Here is a 19,476-nt window from a genome sequence, read left to right on the forward strand (position 1 = left end):
CCGGCGCGTTGCCGAGTGGTGCTCGGCGGGACAGGCTCCAGGGCGGCGGCGCCGTCACAGCCAGCCCTGGCGCTGTGCCTGCAGCGCCAGCTGGAAGCGGTTCGCCGCGCCGAGACCGGCCATCAGGATCTGCAGCCGCCGGAACAGCGTGCGGCGGCTGATCCCCAGCTCACGCGCGATGACCTCGTCGCTCGTGCCGCCCGCCAGGAGCCACAGCAGCCGCCGGTCCGCGGGCGCGAGACCGCCCGGGAGCGTGGTGCGGCCGCTGAACGGCAGGGCGCTCTGCCAGTACTGCTCGAACAGGGCGATGAGCGCCGACAGCAGACCGCACGGCTGCACCACCAGCATCGTGTTGTGCACATCGGCCTCCCTGATCGACAGCGAGACCAGCGCGGACGCGTCGTCGATGATCACCAGCTTCACCGGCACCGCCGGCGCCACCCTGGCCTGCTCGCCCGCCCGGACGCACGGCTCGATGACGTCCTTCAGATGCCCGGGGTGCTCCAGGGACTCCCGCGAGTACACGACGCGCTGCGTCACTCCACGGGCCAGCGTGGCCAGCGCGTCCTCCGTCGCCCCGGGATGCGGGACGTACGGCGGTGACTCCAGCTGCCGGATCTGCTCCCGCGCGCTCGCCCAGGCCCGCCGGATCCTCGGGCCGACCGCGTCACCGGTGACGGACTCGACGAGATCGTCGTTGTACGCGGCGAGCCGCTGCCGCCGGAACGCGTCGAACGCGCCCCCGACGGCGAGCCGGGACTCCTCGACCTCGCTCGCCCGCTGCCTGGCCAGGATCTCCAGACCGGCGGCCGGCGGGACCGGGGCGACCACGTCCTCGTCCGCCCCGGCGCCGCCGACCAGACCGGCGTCGGCCAGCTCCCCGTATGCCGCCGCGAGCGCCGCGGTGTCCAGACCGGTCGCCCGGCCGATCGCGGACAGGGGCGCGGGCGCCCGGTCGAGCAGCGCCAGATAGACCCGGCCGGCCGCTTCCCCCACCCCCAGGAGCCGGAGCGCCTCGGCCAGCTTCTCGTTCGTCATGTACGGCATTGTCCGCCGGGGGAGGGCCGCAGCGGTGGCCCCGCCGTCCCCTGCGCCGGGCTGCACGGCGAGGCGCGCTTGGCCGATCGGTGCCACTGGCACAGCCGTGCACCCGCGCGCCCGCCCCGGCGATAGCTTCCGGTTGCCGTCGGAGAGCACCCGGCGGTCCAACACGTCCAGAGAGGGAGCATGACGTGGCGAAAGGCCGGAAGAACGGGCTCTACACGGAGATCTCCGCGGAACTCTCCGCACTGATGCGGACCGGGTGGGCGGACACCGAACGGCACGACCTGCTACCCGACGAACAGGCCCCCCATGCCGCCGCCCGGCGCGCGAAGCTCTCCGCGCTCTTCCCCGGCGAACGCCTCGTCATACCCTCCGGGAACCTCAAGACCCGGTCGAACGACGACGACTATCCGTTCCGGCCCTACTCCGGTTACGTCCACATGACCGGCGACCAGGCCCGCGACGGCGCGCTCGTGCTCGAACCCCGGGACGGCGGCGGCCACGACGCGTACTGCTTCCAGCTGCCCCGGGACAGCAGGGACGACGACGTGTTCTGGACCGGCGCCACGGCCGAGCTGTGGACCGGCCGGCGACGTTCGCTCGCCGAGTCCGCCCGCGTCCTCGGCCTGCCCTGCCGCGACGTCCGTACGGCCGCCGACGAGCTGGCCGCGGCGCCCGGTGTGCCGACCCGGATCGTCCGGGGCATCGACCCCGCCCTGGAGCGGGCCGTCACCACCGACGAGGACCGCGACGAGGAACTGGCGGAGGCGCTGAGCGGCCTGCGCCTCGTCAAGGACGCGTGGGAACTCGGTGAGCTGCGCAAGGCCGTGGACTCCACCGTGCGCGGGTTCACCGACGCGATCGCCGACCTGTCCACAGCCGTGGCGACGTCCGAGCGGTGGATCGAGGGCACGTTCTTCCGGCGCGCCCGCCTGGAGGGCAACGCCGTCGGCTACGGCTCCATCTGCGCAGCCGGCGAGCACGCCACGATCATGCACTGGACCGACAACGACGGGCCGGTGCGCCCCGGCGACCTGCTCCTGTTCGACGCGGGTGTGGAGACGCGCACCCTCTACACCGCCGACGTCACGCGCACCCTTCCCATCAGCGGCATGTTCACACCGCTCCAGCGCAAGGTCTACGACGCGGTGTACGAGGCGCAGGAGGCGGGAATGGCCGCGGTGAAGCCGGGCGCCCACTACCGCGATTTCCACGAGGCCGCCCAGCGCCACCTCGCCGTCCGGCTCGTCGAGTGGGGCTTCATCGAGGGCCCGGCCGAGCGGGCGTACGCACTCGGCCTCCAGCGCCGCTTCACCATGGCCGGCACCGGTCACATGCTCGGCCTGGACGTCCACGACTGCGCCCGCGCGCGCAACGAGGAGTACGTCGACGGGGTGCTGGAGCCGGGCATGGTGCTGACCGTCGAGCCGGGCCTGTACTTCCAGCCGGACGACCTGACGGTCCCCGAGGAGTGGCGCGGCATCGGCGTGCGCATCGAGGACGACCTCGTCGTGACGGAGTCCGGCCACGAGAACCTGTCGGCGGGGCTGCCGCGCTCGGCGGACGAGGTCGAGGCGTGGATGGCGCGGGTGTCGGGCTGACGGTGCGTACGGGGAGGTCCGGGCGCCCGGACCTCCCCGTACGGGGACTCAGATACCGGCCGCGGCGGCCAGGTCGCGCTTGATGCCGTTCAGCAGCTCGGTGGCCCGTGCGCGGGCCGCCGACAGTCCGGCGGCGGAGGCGACCGGCACCACGACCTCCAGGTAGCACTTCAGCTTCGGCTCGGTGCCGCTCGGGCGGACGATCACCCGGGCGCCGTCGAGGTGGTAGCGCAGGCCGTCGGTGGGCGGCAGCATGTCCGTGCCGCGCGACAGGTCCTCGGCCGTGGCGACGGCCAGCCCCGCCAGGGCCGCGGGCGGCTGTTCGCGCAGCCGGCGCATGGCGTCCGCGATGACCGACAGGTCCTCCACCCGCACCGACAGCTGGTCGGTGGCGTGCAGCCCGTGCTCCACGGCGAGGTCGTCCAGCAGGTCCAGGAGCGTACGGCGCCGCTCCTTCAGTACGGAGGCGAGCTCGGCGACGAGCAGCGCGGCCGTGATGCCGTCCTTGTCGCGGACGCCCTCCGGGTCGACGCAGTAGCCGAGCGCCTCCTCGTACCCGTAGCGCAGCCCCTCCACGCGGGCGATCCACTTGAAGCCGGTCAGGGTCTCCTCGTAGCCCAGGCCCGCCTTTCCGGCGATCCGGCCCAGGAGCGAGGACGAGACGATCGACTCGGCGAAGACGCCGGTGGCGCCCCGGCGCACCAGGTGGGCGGCGAGCAGCGCGCCGACCTCGTCGCCCCGCAGCATCCGCCAGCCGCCGTCCGCGGCCGGGTCCGGGACGGCGACGGCGCAGCGGTCGGCGTCCGGGTCGTTGGCGATGACGAGATCGGGGTTCACCCGGCGCGCGGTGCTGAACGCGAGGTCCATCGCGCCGGGCTCCTCCGGATTGGGGAAGGCCACGGTGGGGAAGGCGGGGTCCGGCTCGGCCTGCTCCGCGACGAGCACCGGGGCGGGGAAGCCGGCCCGGTCGAACGCGGCGGTGAGCACGGAGGCGCCGACGCCGTGCATCGCGGTGTACACGACGCGGGCGGTGCGCGGCGACTGGGCGTCGAGCACGGCGTCCGTACGCGCCAGGTACGCGTCCAGCACCTCGTCGCCGAGGGTCTCCCAGCCGCTGTCCGGGCGCGGGACGGTGTCCAGCGGGCCGACCGCCGCGATGGCCGCGGCGATCTCGCCGTCCGCCGGCGGAACGATCTGCGAGCCGTCGCCGAGGTAGACCTTGTAGCCGTTGTCGCGGGGCGGGTTGTGGCTGGCGGTCACCTCGACGCCGGCGACGGCCCCCAGGTGCCGTATGGCGTACGCGAGCACGGGCGTGGGCAGCGGGCGGGGGAGCACCGCGGCGCGCAGACCGGCCCCGGTCATCACGGCGGCGGTGTCCCGCGCGAAGTCGGCGGACTTGTAGCGGGCGTCGTAGCCGATGACGACGAGACCGCCGGTCTGCCCCTGGTCCTTCAGGTACGCGGCGAGGCCGGCGGCGGCGCGGATGACCACGGCGCGGTTCATGCGCATGGGGCCGGCGCCGAGTTCGCCCCGCAGGCCGGCGGTGCCGAACTGGAGCGTTCCCGCGAAGCGGGCGGTGAGCTCGTCGAGGTCCTCGGCGTCGATGAGCTTGGCGAGCTCGTCGCGGGTGTCGGGGTCGGGGTCCTCGGCGAGCCAGGCGCCGGCGCGGGCGAGGAGGTCCGGGGGTGTCGTCACGGGGGTGCCTTTCGTGTGCGGTGTGCGGTGCGGTGCGGGTGCGTTGCGCCTGCGGCGGGCCTTGTCCCCTACCCGCCCCTTCCCGAAACCGGGGCTCCGCCCCGGGCCCCGCGCCTCAAACGCCGGCGAGGCTGATCTTCAGCCCCTCCGGCGATTGAGGAGCGGGGGTACGGGGGCAGCGCCCCCGAAGCGTCAGATGCGGTCCAGCACCCGCGCCAGCAACGACCCCATCCGCGCAGCGGAGTCGCGCCCCGCCTGCAGAACCTCCTCATGGTTCAGCGGCTCACCGCTCAGCCCCGCCGCCAGGTTCGTCACCAGGGACAGGCCGAGCACCTCGGCCCCCGCCTCCCGGGCGGCGATCGCCTCCAGGACCGTGGACATGCCGACGAGGTCGCCGCCCATCACGCGGACCATGTTGATCTCGGCCGGCGTCTCGTAGTGCGGGCCGGGGAACTGCACGTACACGCCCTCTTCGAGCGTCTCGTCGATCTCCTTGCACAGGGCCCGGAGCCGGGGCGAGTACAGGTCCGTCAGGTCGACGAAGTTGGCGCCGACGATCGGGGACGCCGCCGTGAGGTTGATGTGGTCGCTGATCAGGACCGGCTGGCCGGGGCGCATGCCCTCGCGCAGGCCGCCGCAGCCGTTCGTCAGGACCACGGTCCGGACACCCGCGGCCACGGCGGTACGCACGCCGTGGGCGACGGCGGCGACGCCGCGGCCCTCGTAGAAGTGCGTGCGGCCCAGGAACACCAGGGCGCGCTTGCCGCCGATCAGGTGCGAGCGGACCGTGCCGCCGTGGCCCTCGACGGCGGGCGCCGGGAAGCCGGGCAGGGCGGTCACGGGGAACTCGGCCTCCGGAACGCCGAGCGCCGCCGCGGCGGGCGCCCAGCCGGAGCCCATCACGAGGGCGACGTCGTGAGTCTCGGCACCGGTCAGCTCGCGCAGGCGGGCGGCGGCGTCGGCGGCGGCGGCGTGCGGGTCGCCCTGGATGTGGTCCGGAATAAGTGATGCGTTCACGCGGATGAGCGTAACCGCTGATTCCCTACGCGCGTAGATGCTCCCGTACAGAGTCTGCCCGCGTCCGTTCGTGTGTTCCCACAGTCGAGCCCGGGGGCGAGGTGCGAACGGCCCCGAAAGGGGCAGGTCGGGGCGGTGCCGCGCGGCGGCCGGAGCCGCCCGCGCTCAGCAGGGACGCTTGCGGAGTTCCATCACATAATCGTGCGGCGCGCCCGCCGAATCCGCCGCGTCCGCGATCTCGCCGAGGTACCGGGCGGACGGCAGCCCGCCCTCGTACCCGTTCAGCACATAGATCCAGGCCGGCTCCTCACCGTCCAGGGTGTGCACCCGGATGCGCATGCGGCGGTAGATGTCCAGGCCGACGCCCTCCCAGCGGTCCATGGAGTCCTCGTCCATGGGGGCCAGGTCGTACAGGGCCACGAAAACCTGCGAACGGGGCGCCTCCACCACGGTGGCCAGCGCTCCCTCCCAGCCCATCTGCTCCCCGCCGAAGGTCAGCCGCCAGCCGTTCAGCCAGCCGGTGCCGCGCAGCGGTGAGTGCGGGGCGCGGCGCGTCATCAGCCGCGCGTCGAGGTTGCCGGCGTACGCGGCGTAGAGCGACATGGGTTCGAGGGTACGGGAGGTGACGGCGGGAGCGGCGGTTCCTGTGCGGAAGGCCCCCGCGAGAGGGGGGCCGGGGGTGGGGCACAGGGGCGGATCCGCCGGCCACGATGCGTGCGCCGTGCGCCCCGGCGCACGTATGGAGGGCCCCGGGGAGAAGCACCTTGGCGCGTGCGGGACAATGAAGTACGTACTGCATTCCCCCGGGGCGATCCCCCGGACCCCGGCCGGGACAGCAGACGGCCGTGGGACGAGAAACGCGAGGCGGACTTTTCGTGACCCGGATCGTGATCATCGGCGGCGGACCCGGCGGGTACGAGGCGGCACTGGTGGGCGCCCAGCTCGGCGCGGAGGTGACCGTCGTCGACTGTGACGGCCTCGGCGGCGCGTCCGTCCTCACCGACTGCGTGCCCTCGAAGACCCTGATCGCGACGGCCGAGGTGATGACCACCTTCGACTCCTCGTACGAGGAGCTGGGCATCATCGTCGCGGACGACACCCCGCACATAGAGCAGGCCGCGCGGGTGGTCGGCGTCGATCTGGGGAAGGTCAACCGCCGTGTGAAGCGCCTGGCGCTCGCCCAGTCCCACGACATCACCGCATCCGTCACGCGCGCCGGCGCACGCGTCATGCGCGGGCGCGGCCGTCTGGAGGGCCTGCAGGCCGCCGACGGCTCCCGCCAGGTCGTCGTCACGGCCGCCGACGGTACGGAGGAGACGCTCACCGCGGACGCCGTGCTCATCGCGACCGGCGGTCACCCCCGGGAGATCCCCGACGCGCAGCCCGACGGCGAGCGCATCCTGAACTGGACCCAGGTCTACGACCTCGACGAGCTGCCGAAGGAGCTCATCGTCGTCGGTTCCGGTGTGACGGGCGCCGAGTTCGCCGGTGCCTACCAGGCCCTCGGCTCGCACGTCACCCTCGTCTCGTCCCGCGACCGGGTGCTGCCCGGCGAGGACCCCGACGCCGCCGCCGTCCTGGAGGACGTCTTCCGGCGGCGCGGCATGAACGTCATGGCCCGCTCCCGCGCGCAGTCCGCCAAGCGCGTCGGCGACCGGGTCGAGGTGACCCTCGCCGATGGCCGGGTCATCTCCGGCACGCACTGCCTGATGGCCGTCGGCGCCATCCCGAACACGGCGGGCATGGGCCTGGAGGAGGCCGGCGTCCGGCTCAAGGACTCCGGGCACATCTGGACCGACAAGGTCTCCCGCACCAGCGCCCCCGGCGTCTACGCGGCCGGTGACGTCACGGGCATCTTCGCCCTCGCCTCCGTCGCCGCCATGCAGGGCCGGATCGCGATGTACCACTTCCTGGGCGACGCGGTGGCCCCGCTGAACCTGAAGACGGTCTCCTCGAACGTCTTCACCGACCCGGAGATCGCCACCGTCGGCTACAGCCAGGCCGACGTCGATGCGGGCAAGATCGAGGCCCTGGTCGTCAAGCTGCCGCTGCTGCGCAACCCGCGCGCCAAGATGCAGGGCATCCGGGACGGCTTCGTCAAGATCTTCTGCCGCCCCGGCACCGGCATCGTGGTCGGAGGCTGCGTCGTCGCCCCCCGGGCGAGCGAGCTGATCCATCCCATCTCGATCGCGGTCGACAACAATCTGACGGTCGAGCAGATCGCAAACGCCTTCACTGTGTACCCGTCCCTGTCGGGATCGATCGCCGAAGTGGCCCGCCAGTTGCACAGCCGTAAGCGCACGGGCGAGGCGTAACCGTACGGAGGTGCCGGGCCCGGGAGCCGTCCCGGGCCCGGCATTCCCCGGCAACTCCCGCCGGGCCGGGCGCCTTCGTGAACGCCATGCGATCAGGACGCGACAACAACATGGCCGCGTATACCACTTGGCGACCGCCTGTATGTACAACTTCTGCTATTCGGCGCAAACTGCTGAAAACTCTCGCGCGGTCACGTTACTGTCAGTTTCGTGTTCGCTGCAGAACGTCGTCAGTTGATCCTCGAAATGGTGCGCGCCAACGGGGCGGTATCGCTCCGTGAGCTCGCCCGCGTCGTCCAGACCTCCGAAGTGACCGTACGGCGGGACGTGCGGGCACTGGAGGCAGAAGGACTCCTCGACCGCCGGCACGGCGGTGCGGTCTTGCCGGGCGGTTTTACGCGGGAGTCCGGCTTTCCGCAGAAATCCCATCTCGCGACCGCGGAGAAAACGGCCATCGCCGACCTGGCGGCCGGCCTCGTCGAAGAGGGCGAGGCCATCGTCGTCGGCGCCGGTACGACCACGCAGGAGCTGGCCCGCCGGCTCGCGCGCGTCCCCGGCCTGACCGTCGTCACCAACTCGCTGCTCGTCGCCCAGGCGCTGGCCCATGCCAACCGGGTGGAAGTGGTGATGACCGGCGGCACCCTGCGCGGGTCCAACTACGCCCTCGTGGGCAGCGGGGCCGAGCAGTCCCTCCAGGGGCTGCGGGTCTCGCGCGCCTTCCTGTCCGGGAGCGGGCTCACCGCCGAGCGCGGGCTCTCCACGTCCAACATGCTCTCCGCGAGCGTGGACCGGGCGCTGGTGCAGGCCGCCGCGGAGGTGGTGGTCCTCGCGGACCACACGAAGCTCGGCTCCGACACGATGTTCCAGACGGTGCCGACCGATCTCATCACCCATCTGGTGACGGACGAGCCCGCCGCGCACGACGACCGGGCGGCGGCGGAGCTGCAGGCGCTGGCGGACCAGGGCGTGCGGATCGCTGTCGCGGGCGGGGGAGCGGGGGCGGCCTCGTCGGCTGCCGCGTCTGCCGCGTCTGCCGCGTCTGCCGCGGCGGACTCGGGTGCGGGTACGCGGTCCGGGCGGCGCGAGATGCCGTTGCCGGGGCAGCGGCGTACGCAGGGGCAGCCGTTGCGGGCGCTCGGGGAGGGGGCCGGTGAGCGGGACCGGGAGCGGGACCGGGACCGGGCGCGTGTGGCGGATCTGCGGCGGCGGTAGCGCGGGGGCTCTGCCCCCGGACCCCCGCTCCTCAATCGCCGGAGGGGCTTGAATTGGCGCCGGTGGGCGTTGATTCGGCGTCGGTGGGGCTTGAAACAGCCAGGCCCTTCAGCGTCAGCGTCAGCAGGCGGTCCGCCAGTTGGGGGTCGTCCGGGGACTGTTCCGCGGCCAGGGCGATGGCGTTCGTGAGCTGCATCAGGTCGTCGATCGAGACGTCCGGGCGGACCGAGCCGGCCGACTGGGCGCGGGTCAGGAGCACCGAACCCGCCTCGCGCAGCGGCGTGTTGCACCGTGCGAGGGCCGAACTCTCGTCGTGGCACGTCGACATGAGTGCCTGGGCCAGGCCCCGGTACTCACCCGCATGAGTGACGATCGCACCCAGCCACTCCACCAGGGCGGCGCACGGCCGTTCCGCCTCCGCCAGTTCGCGGGAGCGGGTGATCAGGGAGGTCACCGCCTCCTGGAAGACCGCGCTCATCAGCGCGTGCCGGGTCGGGAAGTGGCGGTACAGCGTGCCGATGCCCACCCCCGCACGCCGTGCGACGTCCTCCAGGGACGCGTCGGTGCCGTGTTCCGCGAAGGCCGTACGGGCCTCCGTCAGCAGCCGGCCGTAGTTGCGGCGCGCGTCGGCACGCATGGGCCGGGCCGGCGTTCCTGCCGTGCTCATCGCCATGGTGCGGTCCCTCCTGTCTCCCCGGTCTCCAGGATGCCATCGCGCGGGCGGCGGCCGGTCCCCGAATGCACCGGTGCCCCGGCCACGTCCGAGGACATGACCGGGGCACCGGCGGGGAAGAGCGTCAGTCCTTGATCTCACAGATGACGGCACCGGAGGAGATCGAGCTGCCCACCTCGGCGGCCAGACCCTTGACCGTGCCGGAGCGGTGCGCGTTCAGCGGCTGCTCCATCTTCATGGCCTCCAGGACGACGATCAGGTCGCCCTCCTTGACCTCCTGGCCCTCCTCCACGGCGATCTTCACGATCGTGCCCTGCATCGGGGAGGCGAGGGTGTCGCCGGAGACGGCCGAGCCGGACTTCTTCGCCGCGCGGCGCTTGGGCTTGGCGCCCGCCGCGAGGCCGGTACGGGCCAGGCTCATGCCGAGCGAGGAGGGCAGCGAGACCTCCAGACGCTTGCCGCCGACCTCGACGACCACCGTCTCGCGACCGGCCTCGTCGTCCGCGTCCGCCTCGGCGGGAGCGGCGAACGGCTTGATCTCGTTGACGAACTCCGTCTCGATCCAGCGGGTGTGGACGCGGAACGGGTCGGCGGTGAACGCCGGGTCCACCACGACCGCACGGTGGAACGGGATGGCGGTGGCCATGCCCTCGACGTGGAACTCGGCCAGGGCGCGGGACGCGCGCTGGAGCGCCTGCTCACGCGTCGCACCGGTCACGATGAGCTTCGCCAGCAGCGAGTCCCAGGCGGGGCCGATGACCGAGCCGGACTCCACGCCCGCGTCCAGGCGGACGCCCGGACCGCTCGGCGCGTCGAACCGGGTGACGGTGCCGGGGGCCGGCAGGAAGCCGCGACCCGGGTCCTCGCCGTTGATCCGGAACTCGAACGAGTGACCGCGCGAGGCGGGGTCGTCGTAACCCAGCTCCTCGCCGTCGGCGATGCGGAACATCTCGCGGACGAGGTCGATGCCGGAGACCTCCTCGGTCACCGGGTGCTCCACCTGGAGGCGCGTGTTGACCTCCAGGAAGGAGATCGTGCCGTCCAGGCCGACCAGGAACTCGACCGTGCCGGCGCCGACGTAGCCGGCCTCCTTCAGGATCGCCTTGGAGGCCGCGTACAGCTCGGCGTTCTGCGCGTCGGACAGGAAGGGCGCCGGGGCCTCCTCCACGAGCTTCTGGTGGCGGCGCTGGAGCGAGCAGTCACGGGTCGAGACGACGACCACGTTGCCGTGGGTGTCGGCCAGGCACTGGGTCTCCACGTGGCGCGGCTTGTCGAGGTAGCGCTCGACGAAGCACTCCCCGCGCCCGAACGCGGCGACGGCCTCACGGACCGCGGAGTCGTACAGCTCCGGGATCTCCTCCAGCGTGCGGGCGACCTTCAGGCCGCGGCCGCCGCCGCCGAAGGCGGCCTTGATCGCGATCGGCAGGCCGTGCTCCTCGGCGAAGGCGACGACCTCCTCGGAGCCCGAGACGGGGTCCGGGGTGCCCGCGACCAGCGGGGCACCGGCGCGCTGCGCGATGTGGCGGGCGGCGACCTTGTCACCGAGGTCCCGGATCGCGTGCGGCGGCGGGCCGATCCAGGTCAGACCGGCGTCCAGTACGGCCTGGGCGAACTCGGCGTTCTCCGAGAGGAAGCCGTAACCCGGGTGGATCGCGTCCGCCCCGGAGTCCTTGGCAGCCTGGAGCACCTTGGCGATGTCCAGGTAGCTGGCCGCCGGGGTGTCACCGCCCAGAGCGAATGCCTCGTCGGCCGCACGGACGTGCAGAGCGTCACGGTCCGGGTCGGCGTAGACGGCCACGCTCCCGATCCCCGCGTCCCGGCAGGCCCGAGCAACACGGACAGCAATTTCGCCACGGTTGGCGATGAGCACCTTGCGCACGATGGCTCCCTCCTTGAAACAAGCTGAGTTTAGGGACAACCGACACGGTCCTACGACCCGTCCCCAATGGTGAGCTTGCCCACACGGAGTGTGATTCGAGGCGTGCTCGAGTCGCGGAATCCCTTGTGCCACCACGGTACGCCGGGTTCTGAGACCGCACAGTAGCGACCAGGTGTGGCCCAGGTCTCTATCGGCACGATCAGCGACTTACGGTGATTCTTTGTGGAGTTCCCACTAAGGGGTGGGCAATTCTTTGCCCGGCGCACGAAAGCCGGGGCGGGTAGGGGTGCGCCGGGGTTCCCGCGGGCTCTTGTCGTGGCCATTACCCATTAGTAAGGTCCGCGCTATCGCACGTACTGCTGGTAACAGGGGGTGAACGTCGTGGTGCGCAGACTGGTGGCCTTCATAGCCGCGCTCGTGCTGGCCGTGGAAGCCGTGGGCATCGTGATCATCAACGTGGTCATGGGCACGGTCGTGAAGAACCAGGACATGTCCCTGGCGGGTACGGACCCCGCGGTGATGTCCAAGGGCACCTGGGCGCTCGGCGGCGTCTCCGGGGTGTTCCTGCTCCTGTGCGCCGTGCTCCTCGTGCTGGCGGGCGTCCGCGACCGGGCTCCGGGCCGTGTGGCGCGGATCGTGCTGATCTGCTGCGCGGTCGTCCACGGGGTGCTCGGCGCGCTGACGGTCGGACTCGTCGGCTGGACGGCGTTCGCGTGGATGATGGTCGTGCTCGGCCTGATCGTGCTGGCCCTGGTGGCGTACGGCCCGCAGCCCGAGCCGAAGGCGGAGCCCGAGCAGTCGGCCGCGCCCGCGCCAGCCTGAGCGGCCCGCCGCCCCCGGCTCAGGCCCAGAGGTCGGTGACCGGGATCCCCAGTTCGCCCAGGAGGCGCCGCAGCAGCGGCAGCGACAGGCCGATGACGTTGCCCGGGTCGCCGTCGATGGAGTCCACGAAGGGCGCCGAGCGCCCGTCGAGGGTGAACGCGCCCGCCACGTGCAGCGGTTCGCCCGAGGCCACGTAGGCGGCGATCTCGGCGTCCGAGGGCTCCCCGAAGCGGACTGTCGTGGACGCCGTCCGCGAGACCGTGCGGCCCGTCGTGGTGTCCGTCAGGCAGTGCCCGGTCTGCAGAATCCCGGCCCGGCCGCGCATCGACTTCCAGCGGGCGGTGGCCTCCTCGGCGTCGGCGGGCTTGCCGAGCGCCTCGCCGTCGAGCTCCAGCACCGAGTCGCAGCCGATGACCAGGGCGCCGGCGGCCTCGGGGAGCGCGGCGACGACGGCCGCCTTGGCCTCGGCGAGGACGAGGGCGAGTTCGGCGGGGGTGGGGGCGGTGAGGGCGTCCTCGTCGACGCCGCTGACGATGACTTCCGGCTGGAAGCCGGACTGGCGGAGGAGGCCGAGGCGGGCCGGGGAGGCGGAGGCGAGTACGAGGCGCTGGGCGGTCATGACCGCCATGGTACGGAGGCGGGGCCCGCGCGGGTTCGTTGCGGGGGCGCTGCCCCCGGGCCCCCGCTCCTCAACCGCCGGAGGGGCTTGAAATGCCTCAGCGCGTGCCCAGTACGAGCATCGCCACGACCATGGCCAGGGCCAGGATCAGGCCTGCGCGGCGCATCATGTTCTCCGCGTCGCGGAGTTCCTTGGGGGGCTTGTTCTCGGGGTCGGACCAGAGCATGACTTGATCCTGCTGGGAGGGCCTTGGGCGGCGCCTGAGTACGCGTACTCAACCGCCGCCCCCACCGCGTCACCAGGGGCTATGCGGGCCAGTACGTACGGGCCCAGGCGCGCGGGCCCGGCAGGTGGCGGCCGCGTCGGGCCAGGCGGCTCGGGTGGGACCAGCCGGCGGGCGGTTCCGGGGTGCCGGACGACACGGCGGAGACCGCCGCCGCACGGGCCCGGACCACCGCGAGCGCGGCGGCCAGTTCCTCCGGGGTCGGGTTGCCCCGTACGACCTTGATCATGGTCAGGACCCTTTCTAGAGGGGGATGTTGCCGTGCTTCTTGGGCGGCAGGGACTCGCGCTTGGTGCGGAGCTGGCGCAGGCCCTTGACCACGTGCGCCCGGGTGTCGGACGGCATGATCACCGCGTCCACGTACCCGCGCTCGGCCGCCACGTACGGGTTCAGCAGCGCGTCCTCGTAGTCCGCCATCAGCTCGGCGCGGGTCGCGTCCTGATCCTCGGCGGCGGCGATCGTGCGCCGGTGCAGGATGTTGACCGCGCCCTGCGCGCCCATGACGGCGATCTGGGCGGTCGGCCAGGCGAGGTTGATGTCGGCGCCCAGGTGCTTGGAGCCCATGACGTCGTACGCGCCGCCGAACGCCTTGCGGGTGATCACCGTGATCAGCGGGACGGTCGCCTCCGCGTACGCGTAGATCAGCTTGGCGCCACGCCGGATGATGCCGCCGTACTCCTGGTCGACGCCCGGCAGGAAGCCCGGCACGTCCACGAAGGTCAGCACCGGCACGTTGAACGCGTCGCAGGTGCGGACGAAACGCGCCGCCTTCTCACTCGCGTCGATGTCCAGACAGCCGGCGAACTGCATCGGCTGGTTGGCGACGATGCCGACGGGGTAGCCCTCGACGCGGCCGAAACCGGTGATGATGTTCGGCGCGAACAGGGCCTGGGTCTCCAGGAATTCACCGTCGTCCAGCACGTGCTCGATCGCGGTGTGCATGTCGTACGGCTGGTTCGCCGAGTCCGGGATGAGCGTGTCCAGCTCGCGGTCCTCGTCGCTGACCGCCAGGTCCGCCTCCTCCGGGAAGGCCGGGGCCTCCGAGAGGTTGTTCGACGGGAGGTAGGACAGCAGCGACTTGACGTACTCGATCGCGTCCTTCTCGTCGCCCGCCATGTGGTGCGCGACGCCGGACGTCGTGTTGTGCGTACGGGCGCCGCCCAGCTCCTCGAAGCCGACGTCCTCACCGGTCACCGTCTTGATGACGTCGGGACCCGTGATGAACATGTGCGAGGTCTGGTCGACCATCACCGTGAAGTCGGTGATCGCGGGGGAGTACACCGCGCCGCCCGCGCACGGGCCGACGATCAGCGAGATCTGCGGGATCACACCCGAGGCGTGCACATTGCGCCGGAAGATCTCCGCGAAGAGACCCAGCGCCGCCACGCCCTCCTGGATGCGGGCGCCGCCGCCGTCGTTGATGCCGATGACCGGGCAGCCGGTCTTCAGCGCGAAGTCCATCACCTTGACGATCTTCTCACCGTAGACCTCGCCGAGCGAGCCGCCGAAGATGGTGAAGTCCTGCGAGTACACGCAGACGGGACGGCCGTCGACCGTGCCGTAGCCGGTGACGACCCCGTCCCCGTACGGCCGGTTCTTCTCGATGCCGAAGTTCGTCGACCGGTGCCGGGCGAACTCGTCGAGCTCCACGAAGGAACCCTCGTCGAGCAGCAGACCGACGCGCTCGCGCGCCGTCAGCTTGCCCTTCGCGTGCTGCTTCTCCACCGCGCGCGCCGACCCCGCGTGGGTCGCCTCGTCGATACGGCGCTGCAGGTCCGCGAGCTTGCCCGCGGTCGTGTGGATGTCGATCTCTTCCGGCTCGGACATCGGGTGGCGGCTCCCTGCCTGGTCACGGGGACGACTTGGCTGCTGATCAGCGGATGAACAGCTACTGAGCCGTAGCGTATCGGCGCGGATACGGTTCGGCAGTGCGTCCTTTGACACACCTAGGGTGGGTTGCATGACACCTTCGGATGCGCCACAGAGCCGATGGTCGGACCTGGACCGGCCGCCCCTCAACGTCCCCGCGCTGCGCCGCGGACTGCTGCGGCCCGGCGCGCTGTGGACCGCCCTCGACGTGGTCGAGTCCACCGGCTCCACCAACACCGACCTCGCCGCGCGCGCGGGCTCCCTCAGCGAGGGCACCGTCCTCGTCGCCGAGGAGCAGACCGCGGGCCGCGGGCGGCTGGAACGCACCTGGACGGCCCCGGCCCGCTCCGGCCTGTTCTTCTCCGTCTACCTGACGCCCGGGAACGTGCCCGCCGAGCGCTGGGGCTGGCTGCCGCTGCTCACCGGCGTCGCCGCGGCCACCGGGCTCGCGCGCGCGGCGGGCGTCGACATGGCCCTGAAGTGGCCCAACGACCTCCTTGTCACAGTCGAGGGCCAGGAGCGCAAGACCGGCGGCATCCTCGCCGAGCGGGCCGGCGACGGCGTCGTCATCGGCATCGGCCTCAACGTCTCGCTGCGCGCCGACGAGCTCCCCGCCCCCACCGCCGCGTCCCTCGCCCTGGCCGGCGCGGTCTCCGTCGACCGCGAGACGTTGCTGCGGGGCGTCCTGCGCTCCCTGGAGCACTGGTACGGGCTCTGGCGCGACGCGGACGGCGACGCGGCGGCGAGCGGGCTCCAGGAGGCGTACGCGGCCGGCTGCGCGACCCTCGGCAAGGCGGTACGGGCCCAGCTGCCCGGCGACCGCGTGCTCACCGGGGAGGCCGTGGCGATCGACGGGGACGGCCGGCTGGTCCTGTCCACCGGCGACGGACTGCGCGAACCGGTCTCGGCGGGCGACATCGTGCACCTGCGCGGCGCGGAGGGCGGCCTGACCTGAACCCGGGGAGCCCGGGGCTCGTGCCCTGAGGACGTGAGGTAGGGCACACCTGCCGTATCGTTGAGGTGATCCACCGACGGACAGATCGGCAGGGCAGTGCGCAGGGAACGGGCAGGAGGCGGCTGGTGACCGTCGACGACACGACCTCCGGCGATGGCGCGCAGCATTCGTCGGACCCCTCGGTGCACGCCACACCGCACCACGAAGTCGACCACACGGCCGAGCCGACCGACGATCCCCTCGCGATCCGGCTGGAACAGCTGATCCTGGGCGCCGACCGGCGGTACACCCCCTTCCAGGCGGCCCGCACCGCCGGCGTCTCGATGGACCTGGCCTCCCGTTTCTGGCGGGCCATGGGCTTCGCGGACATCGGCCAGGCCAAGGCGCTCACCGAGGCCGACGTGCTGGCCCTGCGGCGGCTCTCCGGTCTGGTCGAGGCCGGGCTGCTCAGCGAGCCGATGGCGATCCAGGTGGCCCGGTCGACCGGGCAGACCACCGCCCGGCTGGCCGAGTGGCAGATCGATTCCTTCCTGGAGGGCCTGACCGAGCCCCCCGAGCCGGGCATGACCCGCACCGAGGTCACGTATCCCCTGGTCGAACTGCTCCTGCCCGAGCTGGAGGAGTTCCTCGTGTACGTGTGGCGGCGCCAGCTCGCCGCCGCCACGGGCCGGGTCGTGCAGGCGGCCGACGACGAGGAGATGGTCGACCGGCGCCTCGCCGTCGGCTTCGCGGACCTCGTCGGCTTCACCCGGCTGACCCGGCGCCTGGAGGAGGAGGAACTCGGCGAGCTGGTCGAGTCCTTCGAGACCACCTGCGCCGACCTGGTCGCCGCGCACGGCGGACGGCTCATCAAGACCCTCGGCGACGAGGTCCTGTTCGCCGCCGACGACGCGGGCACCGCCGCGGAGATCGCGCTGCGCCTCGTCGAGGCGATGACCGTGGACGAGACCATGCCCGCGCTGCGGGTCGGCATCGCGTTCGGCACGGTCACCACCCGGATGGGCGATGTCTTCGGCACGACGGTGAACCTCGCCAGCCGGCTGACCTCGATAGCGCCGAAGGACGCGGTGCTGGTCGACGGCGCGTTCGCCGAGGAGCTGACGCGTACGGGCGAGGCGCCGGTCTCGGAGGCGCGGGCGGCCGAGGAGGCCGCGGCGGCGGCCGAGCGGGCCGAGAAGGAGGGCCCGGACGCCGAGGTCGTCCCCGTGCCCAAGTACCGCTACGGGCTCCAGCCGATGTGGCAGCGCCCGGTCCGCGGCCTCGGCGTGGTCGAGCCCTGGCTGCTGGCCCGCCGAGGCACGTCCTGAGCCTTTCCGCACGCCCTAGGATCCCTTCGGTAACGCTCGTTAACCGACAGGGGTGCAGCATGACCGTCACGTCCGAGCAGCGGTTCGGGGAGTTCGTCGTCGTCCGGGCCCACGAGGGCCTGGAGCATGTCGCCGAGCTGGTCCTCGACCGGCCGAAGGCCATGAACGCCGTGTCCACGGACATGGCCCGCTCCATCGCCGCCGCCTGCGACGCGCTCGCCGCCGACCGGGACGTACGGGTCACCGTCCTCACCTCCAGCCACGAGCGGGCCTTCTGCGTGGGCGCGGACCTCAAGGAGCGCAACTCCTTCACCGACGGCGAGCTGGTGCGCCAGCGGCCCATCGCGCGCGGCGCCTACACCGGTGTCCTGGAGCTGCCCATGCCGACGATCGCCGCGGTGCACGGCTTCGCGCTGGGCGGGGGCTTCGAGCTGGCCCTGTCCTGCGATCTGATCGTCGCCGATCCGACCGCCGTGGTGGGCCTGCCCGAGGTCTCCGTCGGCGTCATCCCGGGCGGCGGCGGCACCCAGCTGCTGCCCCGCCGGATCGGGGCCGCGCGCGCCGCCGAACTGATCTTCAGCGCCCGCCGGGTGCCGGGCCCCGAGGCGCGGGAACTGGGCCTGGTCGACGAGCTGGTGGCGGAGGGCGAGGACCGGGCCGAGGCGCTGGCCCTGGCCGGCCGCATCGCCGCGAACTCGCCGGTGGGACTGCGGGCGGCCAAGCGGGCGCTGCGGCTCGGGCACGGGCTCGACCTGCGGGCGGGCCTGGAGGTGGAGGACGCCGCGTGGCGGTCGGTGGCCTTCTCCGGGGACCGGGCGGAAGGCGTGGCCGCGTTCAACGAGAAGCGGAAGCCGAACTGGCCGGGGGAGTGACCCGGGGTAATCGTTTGCGGCCGAATGATCACGCTGCGGAGTTTTCCGGTGACTCGCATGTCGTCTATCGACCTAAAATGGGGCAATGGGTGACGACGCGCGGCTGCGGGCCGTGGTTTCGCTGGCGCAGACGATGGCCGCGGCGCACACCCCCCGGGAGTGCTGGCGAGCGGCCGCCCGGGGGGCCTGTGAGGCGCTGGGCGGCAGCTTCGCCGCACTGTCGGTCTGGGAGCGCGCCCCGGGCCGGCTGAGGGTCCTGGTCAACGCGGGCGAGCGGGCCGAGGGCGAGGAGGAGTTCCCCGAGGAGGAGGTCTACCCCGTCCACCAGTTCCCGGAGATCACCGAGTTCCTGCACGAGCGGTGGGCCGGGGGTGGTGAGCCGGACGCCTGGGTGGAGACCGCCGAGGGCCCGGTGGACGGCGGGCCCTCGGGGGAGTCGGACGCGGGGACGGGCGGTGCGCACGGGTACGGGCCGGGCTACTGCCACCAGCGCGTGGCGGCCCTGCGGCGGCGCGGGCGAGGCTGCTGTGTCGTCGCGCCGATCGTGCTGCACGGGCGGGCCTGGGGTGAGCTGTATGTGGCGCGGCCGGCTGGGGTGCCGGTGTTCGGGCGCGCGGACGCCGACTTCGCGACCGTGCTGGCCGCCGTGGTGGCCGCGGGGCTGGCCCAGACCGAGCGCCTGGAAGAGGTCCGCAAGCTCGCCTTCACCGATCCGCTGACCGGCCTCGCCAACCGGCGGGCCGTCGATGTGCGGCTGGACGAGGCGGTGGAGCAGCACCGGGCGGACGGTGCGGTGGTCAGCCTGGTCGTCTGCGACCTGAACGGGCTGAAGTGGGTCAACGACACCCACGGCCACGCGGTGGGCGACCGGCTGCTGGAACGTTTCGGCTCGGTGCTCTCGCGGTGCGCGGCCATACTCCCCGGCGCGTTGGCGGCCCGGCTCGGCGGGGACGAGTTCTGCCTGCTGGCGGTGGGCCCCGAGGCGGACGAGGTGGTCGCCGTGGCCACCGAACTGTGCGAGCGGGCGGCCGGGCTCGAACTCGGCAACGGGGTCGCCTGCGGGATCGCGTCCAGCGGCGACCCCATCGGGCCCGAGGTCTCGGCCCGGCGGCTGTTCCGGCTGGCGGACGCGGCCCAGTACCGGGCGAAGGCCGCCCGCTCCGGGCGCCCGGTGGTGGCGGGACGCGACGGCGAGGTCATCCGGCTGGCCGACTCCCCGCCCAAGTCCCCGCACGACCGCCGGCGGCTGCGCGGCAACCGCCCCGAACTGTGACCGCGCGTCCGGGCCTCGCGTAAGGGGTCAACCCGCATTC

At 72.7% G+C, this 19,476-nt stretch carries 18 protein-coding genes; 8 read left to right on the plus strand and 10 right to left on the minus strand.

The window, feature by feature from the left end:
* Positions 1-54: 54 nt before the first annotated feature.
* Positions 55-1,038 (minus strand): LuxR family transcriptional regulator, encoded by a 984-nt coding sequence (locus EAO73_RS07240; RefSeq protein WP_191133960.1) that lies wholly within the window; start codon positions 1,036-1,038, stop codon positions 55-57.
* Positions 1,039-1,232: 194 nt separating this feature from the next.
* Between EAO73_RS07240 and EAO73_RS07245 the strand changes: the two genes are divergently transcribed.
* On the plus strand, positions 1,233-2,645 hold the full coding sequence (locus tag EAO73_RS07245) for an aminopeptidase P family protein (RefSeq protein WP_147970589.1): 1,413 nt from the start codon (positions 1,233-1,235) through the stop codon (positions 2,643-2,645).
* Between the two features lie 48 nt (positions 2,646-2,693).
* Here the strand turns inward: EAO73_RS07245 and EAO73_RS07250 are convergent, their stop codons facing one another.
* The 3 genes from EAO73_RS07250 to EAO73_RS07260 form a co-directional block, all read right to left on the minus strand.
* The gene (locus EAO73_RS07250; RefSeq protein ID WP_147970590.1) at positions 2,694-4,340 is read right to left on the minus strand and encodes a phospho-sugar mutase; all 1,647 of its coding nucleotides are present in this window, start codon (positions 4,338-4,340) and stop codon (positions 2,694-2,696) included.
* 192 nt (positions 4,341-4,532) lie between these two features.
* Positions 4,533-5,357 carry a purine-nucleoside phosphorylase gene (locus tag EAO73_RS07255; protein WP_147970591.1) on the minus strand — a complete coding sequence of 275 codons (825 nt, stop codon included), beginning with the start codon at positions 5,355-5,357 and terminating at the stop codon, positions 4,533-4,535.
* 165 nt (positions 5,358-5,522) lie between these two features.
* Positions 5,523-5,960, minus strand: a complete 438-nt coding sequence (locus EAO73_RS07260) for a gamma-glutamylcyclotransferase (protein WP_018519118.1) — start codon at positions 5,958-5,960, stop codon at positions 5,523-5,525.
* A gap of 272 nt (positions 5,961-6,232) precedes the next feature.
* On the opposite strand from EAO73_RS07260, the gene EAO73_RS07265 reads away from it, so the two are divergent.
* Positions 6,233-7,672: an NAD(P)H-quinone dehydrogenase gene (locus EAO73_RS07265; protein ID WP_147970592.1), complete on the plus strand. Its 1,440-nt coding sequence runs from the start codon at positions 6,233-6,235 to the stop codon at positions 7,670-7,672.
* Positions 7,673-7,918: 246 nt separating this feature from the next.
* The gene (locus EAO73_RS07270) at positions 7,919-8,884 is read left to right on the plus strand and encodes a DeoR/GlpR family DNA-binding transcription regulator (RefSeq protein ID WP_412074581.1); all 966 of its coding nucleotides are present in this window, start codon (positions 7,919-7,921) and stop codon (positions 8,882-8,884) included.
* A gap of 31 nt (positions 8,885-8,915) precedes the next feature.
* Here EAO73_RS07270 and EAO73_RS07275 read toward each other — a convergent pair whose 3' ends face one another.
* Positions 8,916-9,557 (minus strand): TetR/AcrR family transcriptional regulator, encoded by a 642-nt coding sequence (locus EAO73_RS07275; protein ID WP_147970594.1) that lies wholly within the window; start codon positions 9,555-9,557, stop codon positions 8,916-8,918.
* Between the two features lie 124 nt (positions 9,558-9,681).
* On the minus strand, positions 9,682-11,436 hold the full coding sequence (locus EAO73_RS07280; protein WP_147970595.1) for an acetyl/propionyl/methylcrotonyl-CoA carboxylase subunit alpha: 1,755 nt from the start codon (positions 11,434-11,436) through the stop codon (positions 9,682-9,684).
* A gap of 372 nt (positions 11,437-11,808) precedes the next feature.
* Between EAO73_RS07280 and EAO73_RS07285 the strand changes: the two genes are divergently transcribed.
* Entirely contained in the window at positions 11,809-12,258 is a 450-nt protein-coding gene (locus tag EAO73_RS07285; protein WP_147970596.1) for a hypothetical protein, read from the plus strand.
* A 19-nt stretch (positions 12,259-12,277) separates the two neighbouring features.
* On the opposite strand, the gene EAO73_RS07290 is transcribed toward EAO73_RS07285, so the two are convergent.
* The 4 genes from EAO73_RS07290 to EAO73_RS07300 all read right to left on the minus strand — a co-directional run bounded on the left by EAO73_RS07290 (position 12,278) and on the right by EAO73_RS07300 (position 14,987).
* On the minus strand, positions 12,278-12,886 hold the full coding sequence (locus tag EAO73_RS07290) for a Maf family protein (RefSeq protein WP_147970597.1): 609 nt from the start codon (positions 12,884-12,886) through the stop codon (positions 12,278-12,280).
* An 88-nt stretch (positions 12,887-12,974) separates the two neighbouring features.
* Complete coding sequence (mmpB, locus tag EAO73_RS37080) at positions 12,975-13,103, minus strand: morphogenic membrane protein MmpB (RefSeq protein ID WP_263576293.1); 129 nt, start codon at positions 13,101-13,103, stop codon at positions 12,975-12,977.
* 79 nt (positions 13,104-13,182) lie between these two features.
* Complete coding sequence (locus EAO73_RS07295) at positions 13,183-13,389, minus strand: acyl-CoA carboxylase epsilon subunit (RefSeq protein WP_147970598.1); 207 nt, start codon at positions 13,387-13,389, stop codon at positions 13,183-13,185.
* A 14-nt stretch (positions 13,390-13,403) separates the two neighbouring features.
* Positions 13,404-14,987 (minus strand): acyl-CoA carboxylase subunit beta, encoded by a 1,584-nt coding sequence (locus EAO73_RS07300; protein WP_147970599.1) that lies wholly within the window; start codon positions 14,985-14,987, stop codon positions 13,404-13,406.
* Between the two features lie 133 nt (positions 14,988-15,120).
* On the opposite strand from EAO73_RS07300, the gene EAO73_RS07305 reads away from it, so the two are divergent.
* The 4 genes from EAO73_RS07305 to EAO73_RS07320 all read left to right on the plus strand — a co-directional run bounded on the left by EAO73_RS07305 (position 15,121) and on the right by EAO73_RS07320 (position 19,436).
* Positions 15,121-15,984 carry a biotin--[acetyl-CoA-carboxylase] ligase gene (locus EAO73_RS07305; protein ID WP_147970600.1) on the plus strand — a complete coding sequence of 288 codons (864 nt, stop codon included), beginning with the start codon at positions 15,121-15,123 and terminating at the stop codon, positions 15,982-15,984.
* 125 nt (positions 15,985-16,109) lie between these two features.
* Positions 16,110-17,291: an adenylate/guanylate cyclase domain-containing protein gene (locus EAO73_RS07310; protein ID WP_132900217.1), complete on the plus strand. Its 1,182-nt coding sequence runs from the start codon at positions 16,110-16,112 to the stop codon at positions 17,289-17,291.
* Positions 17,292-17,350: 59 nt separating this feature from the next.
* Positions 17,351-18,163, plus strand: coding sequence for an enoyl-CoA hydratase/isomerase family protein (locus EAO73_RS07315; protein WP_147970601.1), 813 nt, complete (start codon positions 17,351-17,353; stop codon positions 18,161-18,163).
* A gap of 85 nt (positions 18,164-18,248) precedes the next feature.
* On the plus strand, positions 18,249-19,436 hold the full coding sequence (locus EAO73_RS07320; RefSeq protein WP_147970602.1) for a GGDEF domain-containing protein: 1,188 nt from the start codon (positions 18,249-18,251) through the stop codon (positions 19,434-19,436).
* Positions 19,437-19,476 lie beyond the last annotated feature (40 nt).

The sequence above is a fragment of the Streptomyces sp. col6 genome, assembly GCF_008042035.1.
Lineage (GTDB): Bacteria > Actinomycetota > Actinomycetes > Streptomycetales > Streptomycetaceae > Streptomyces.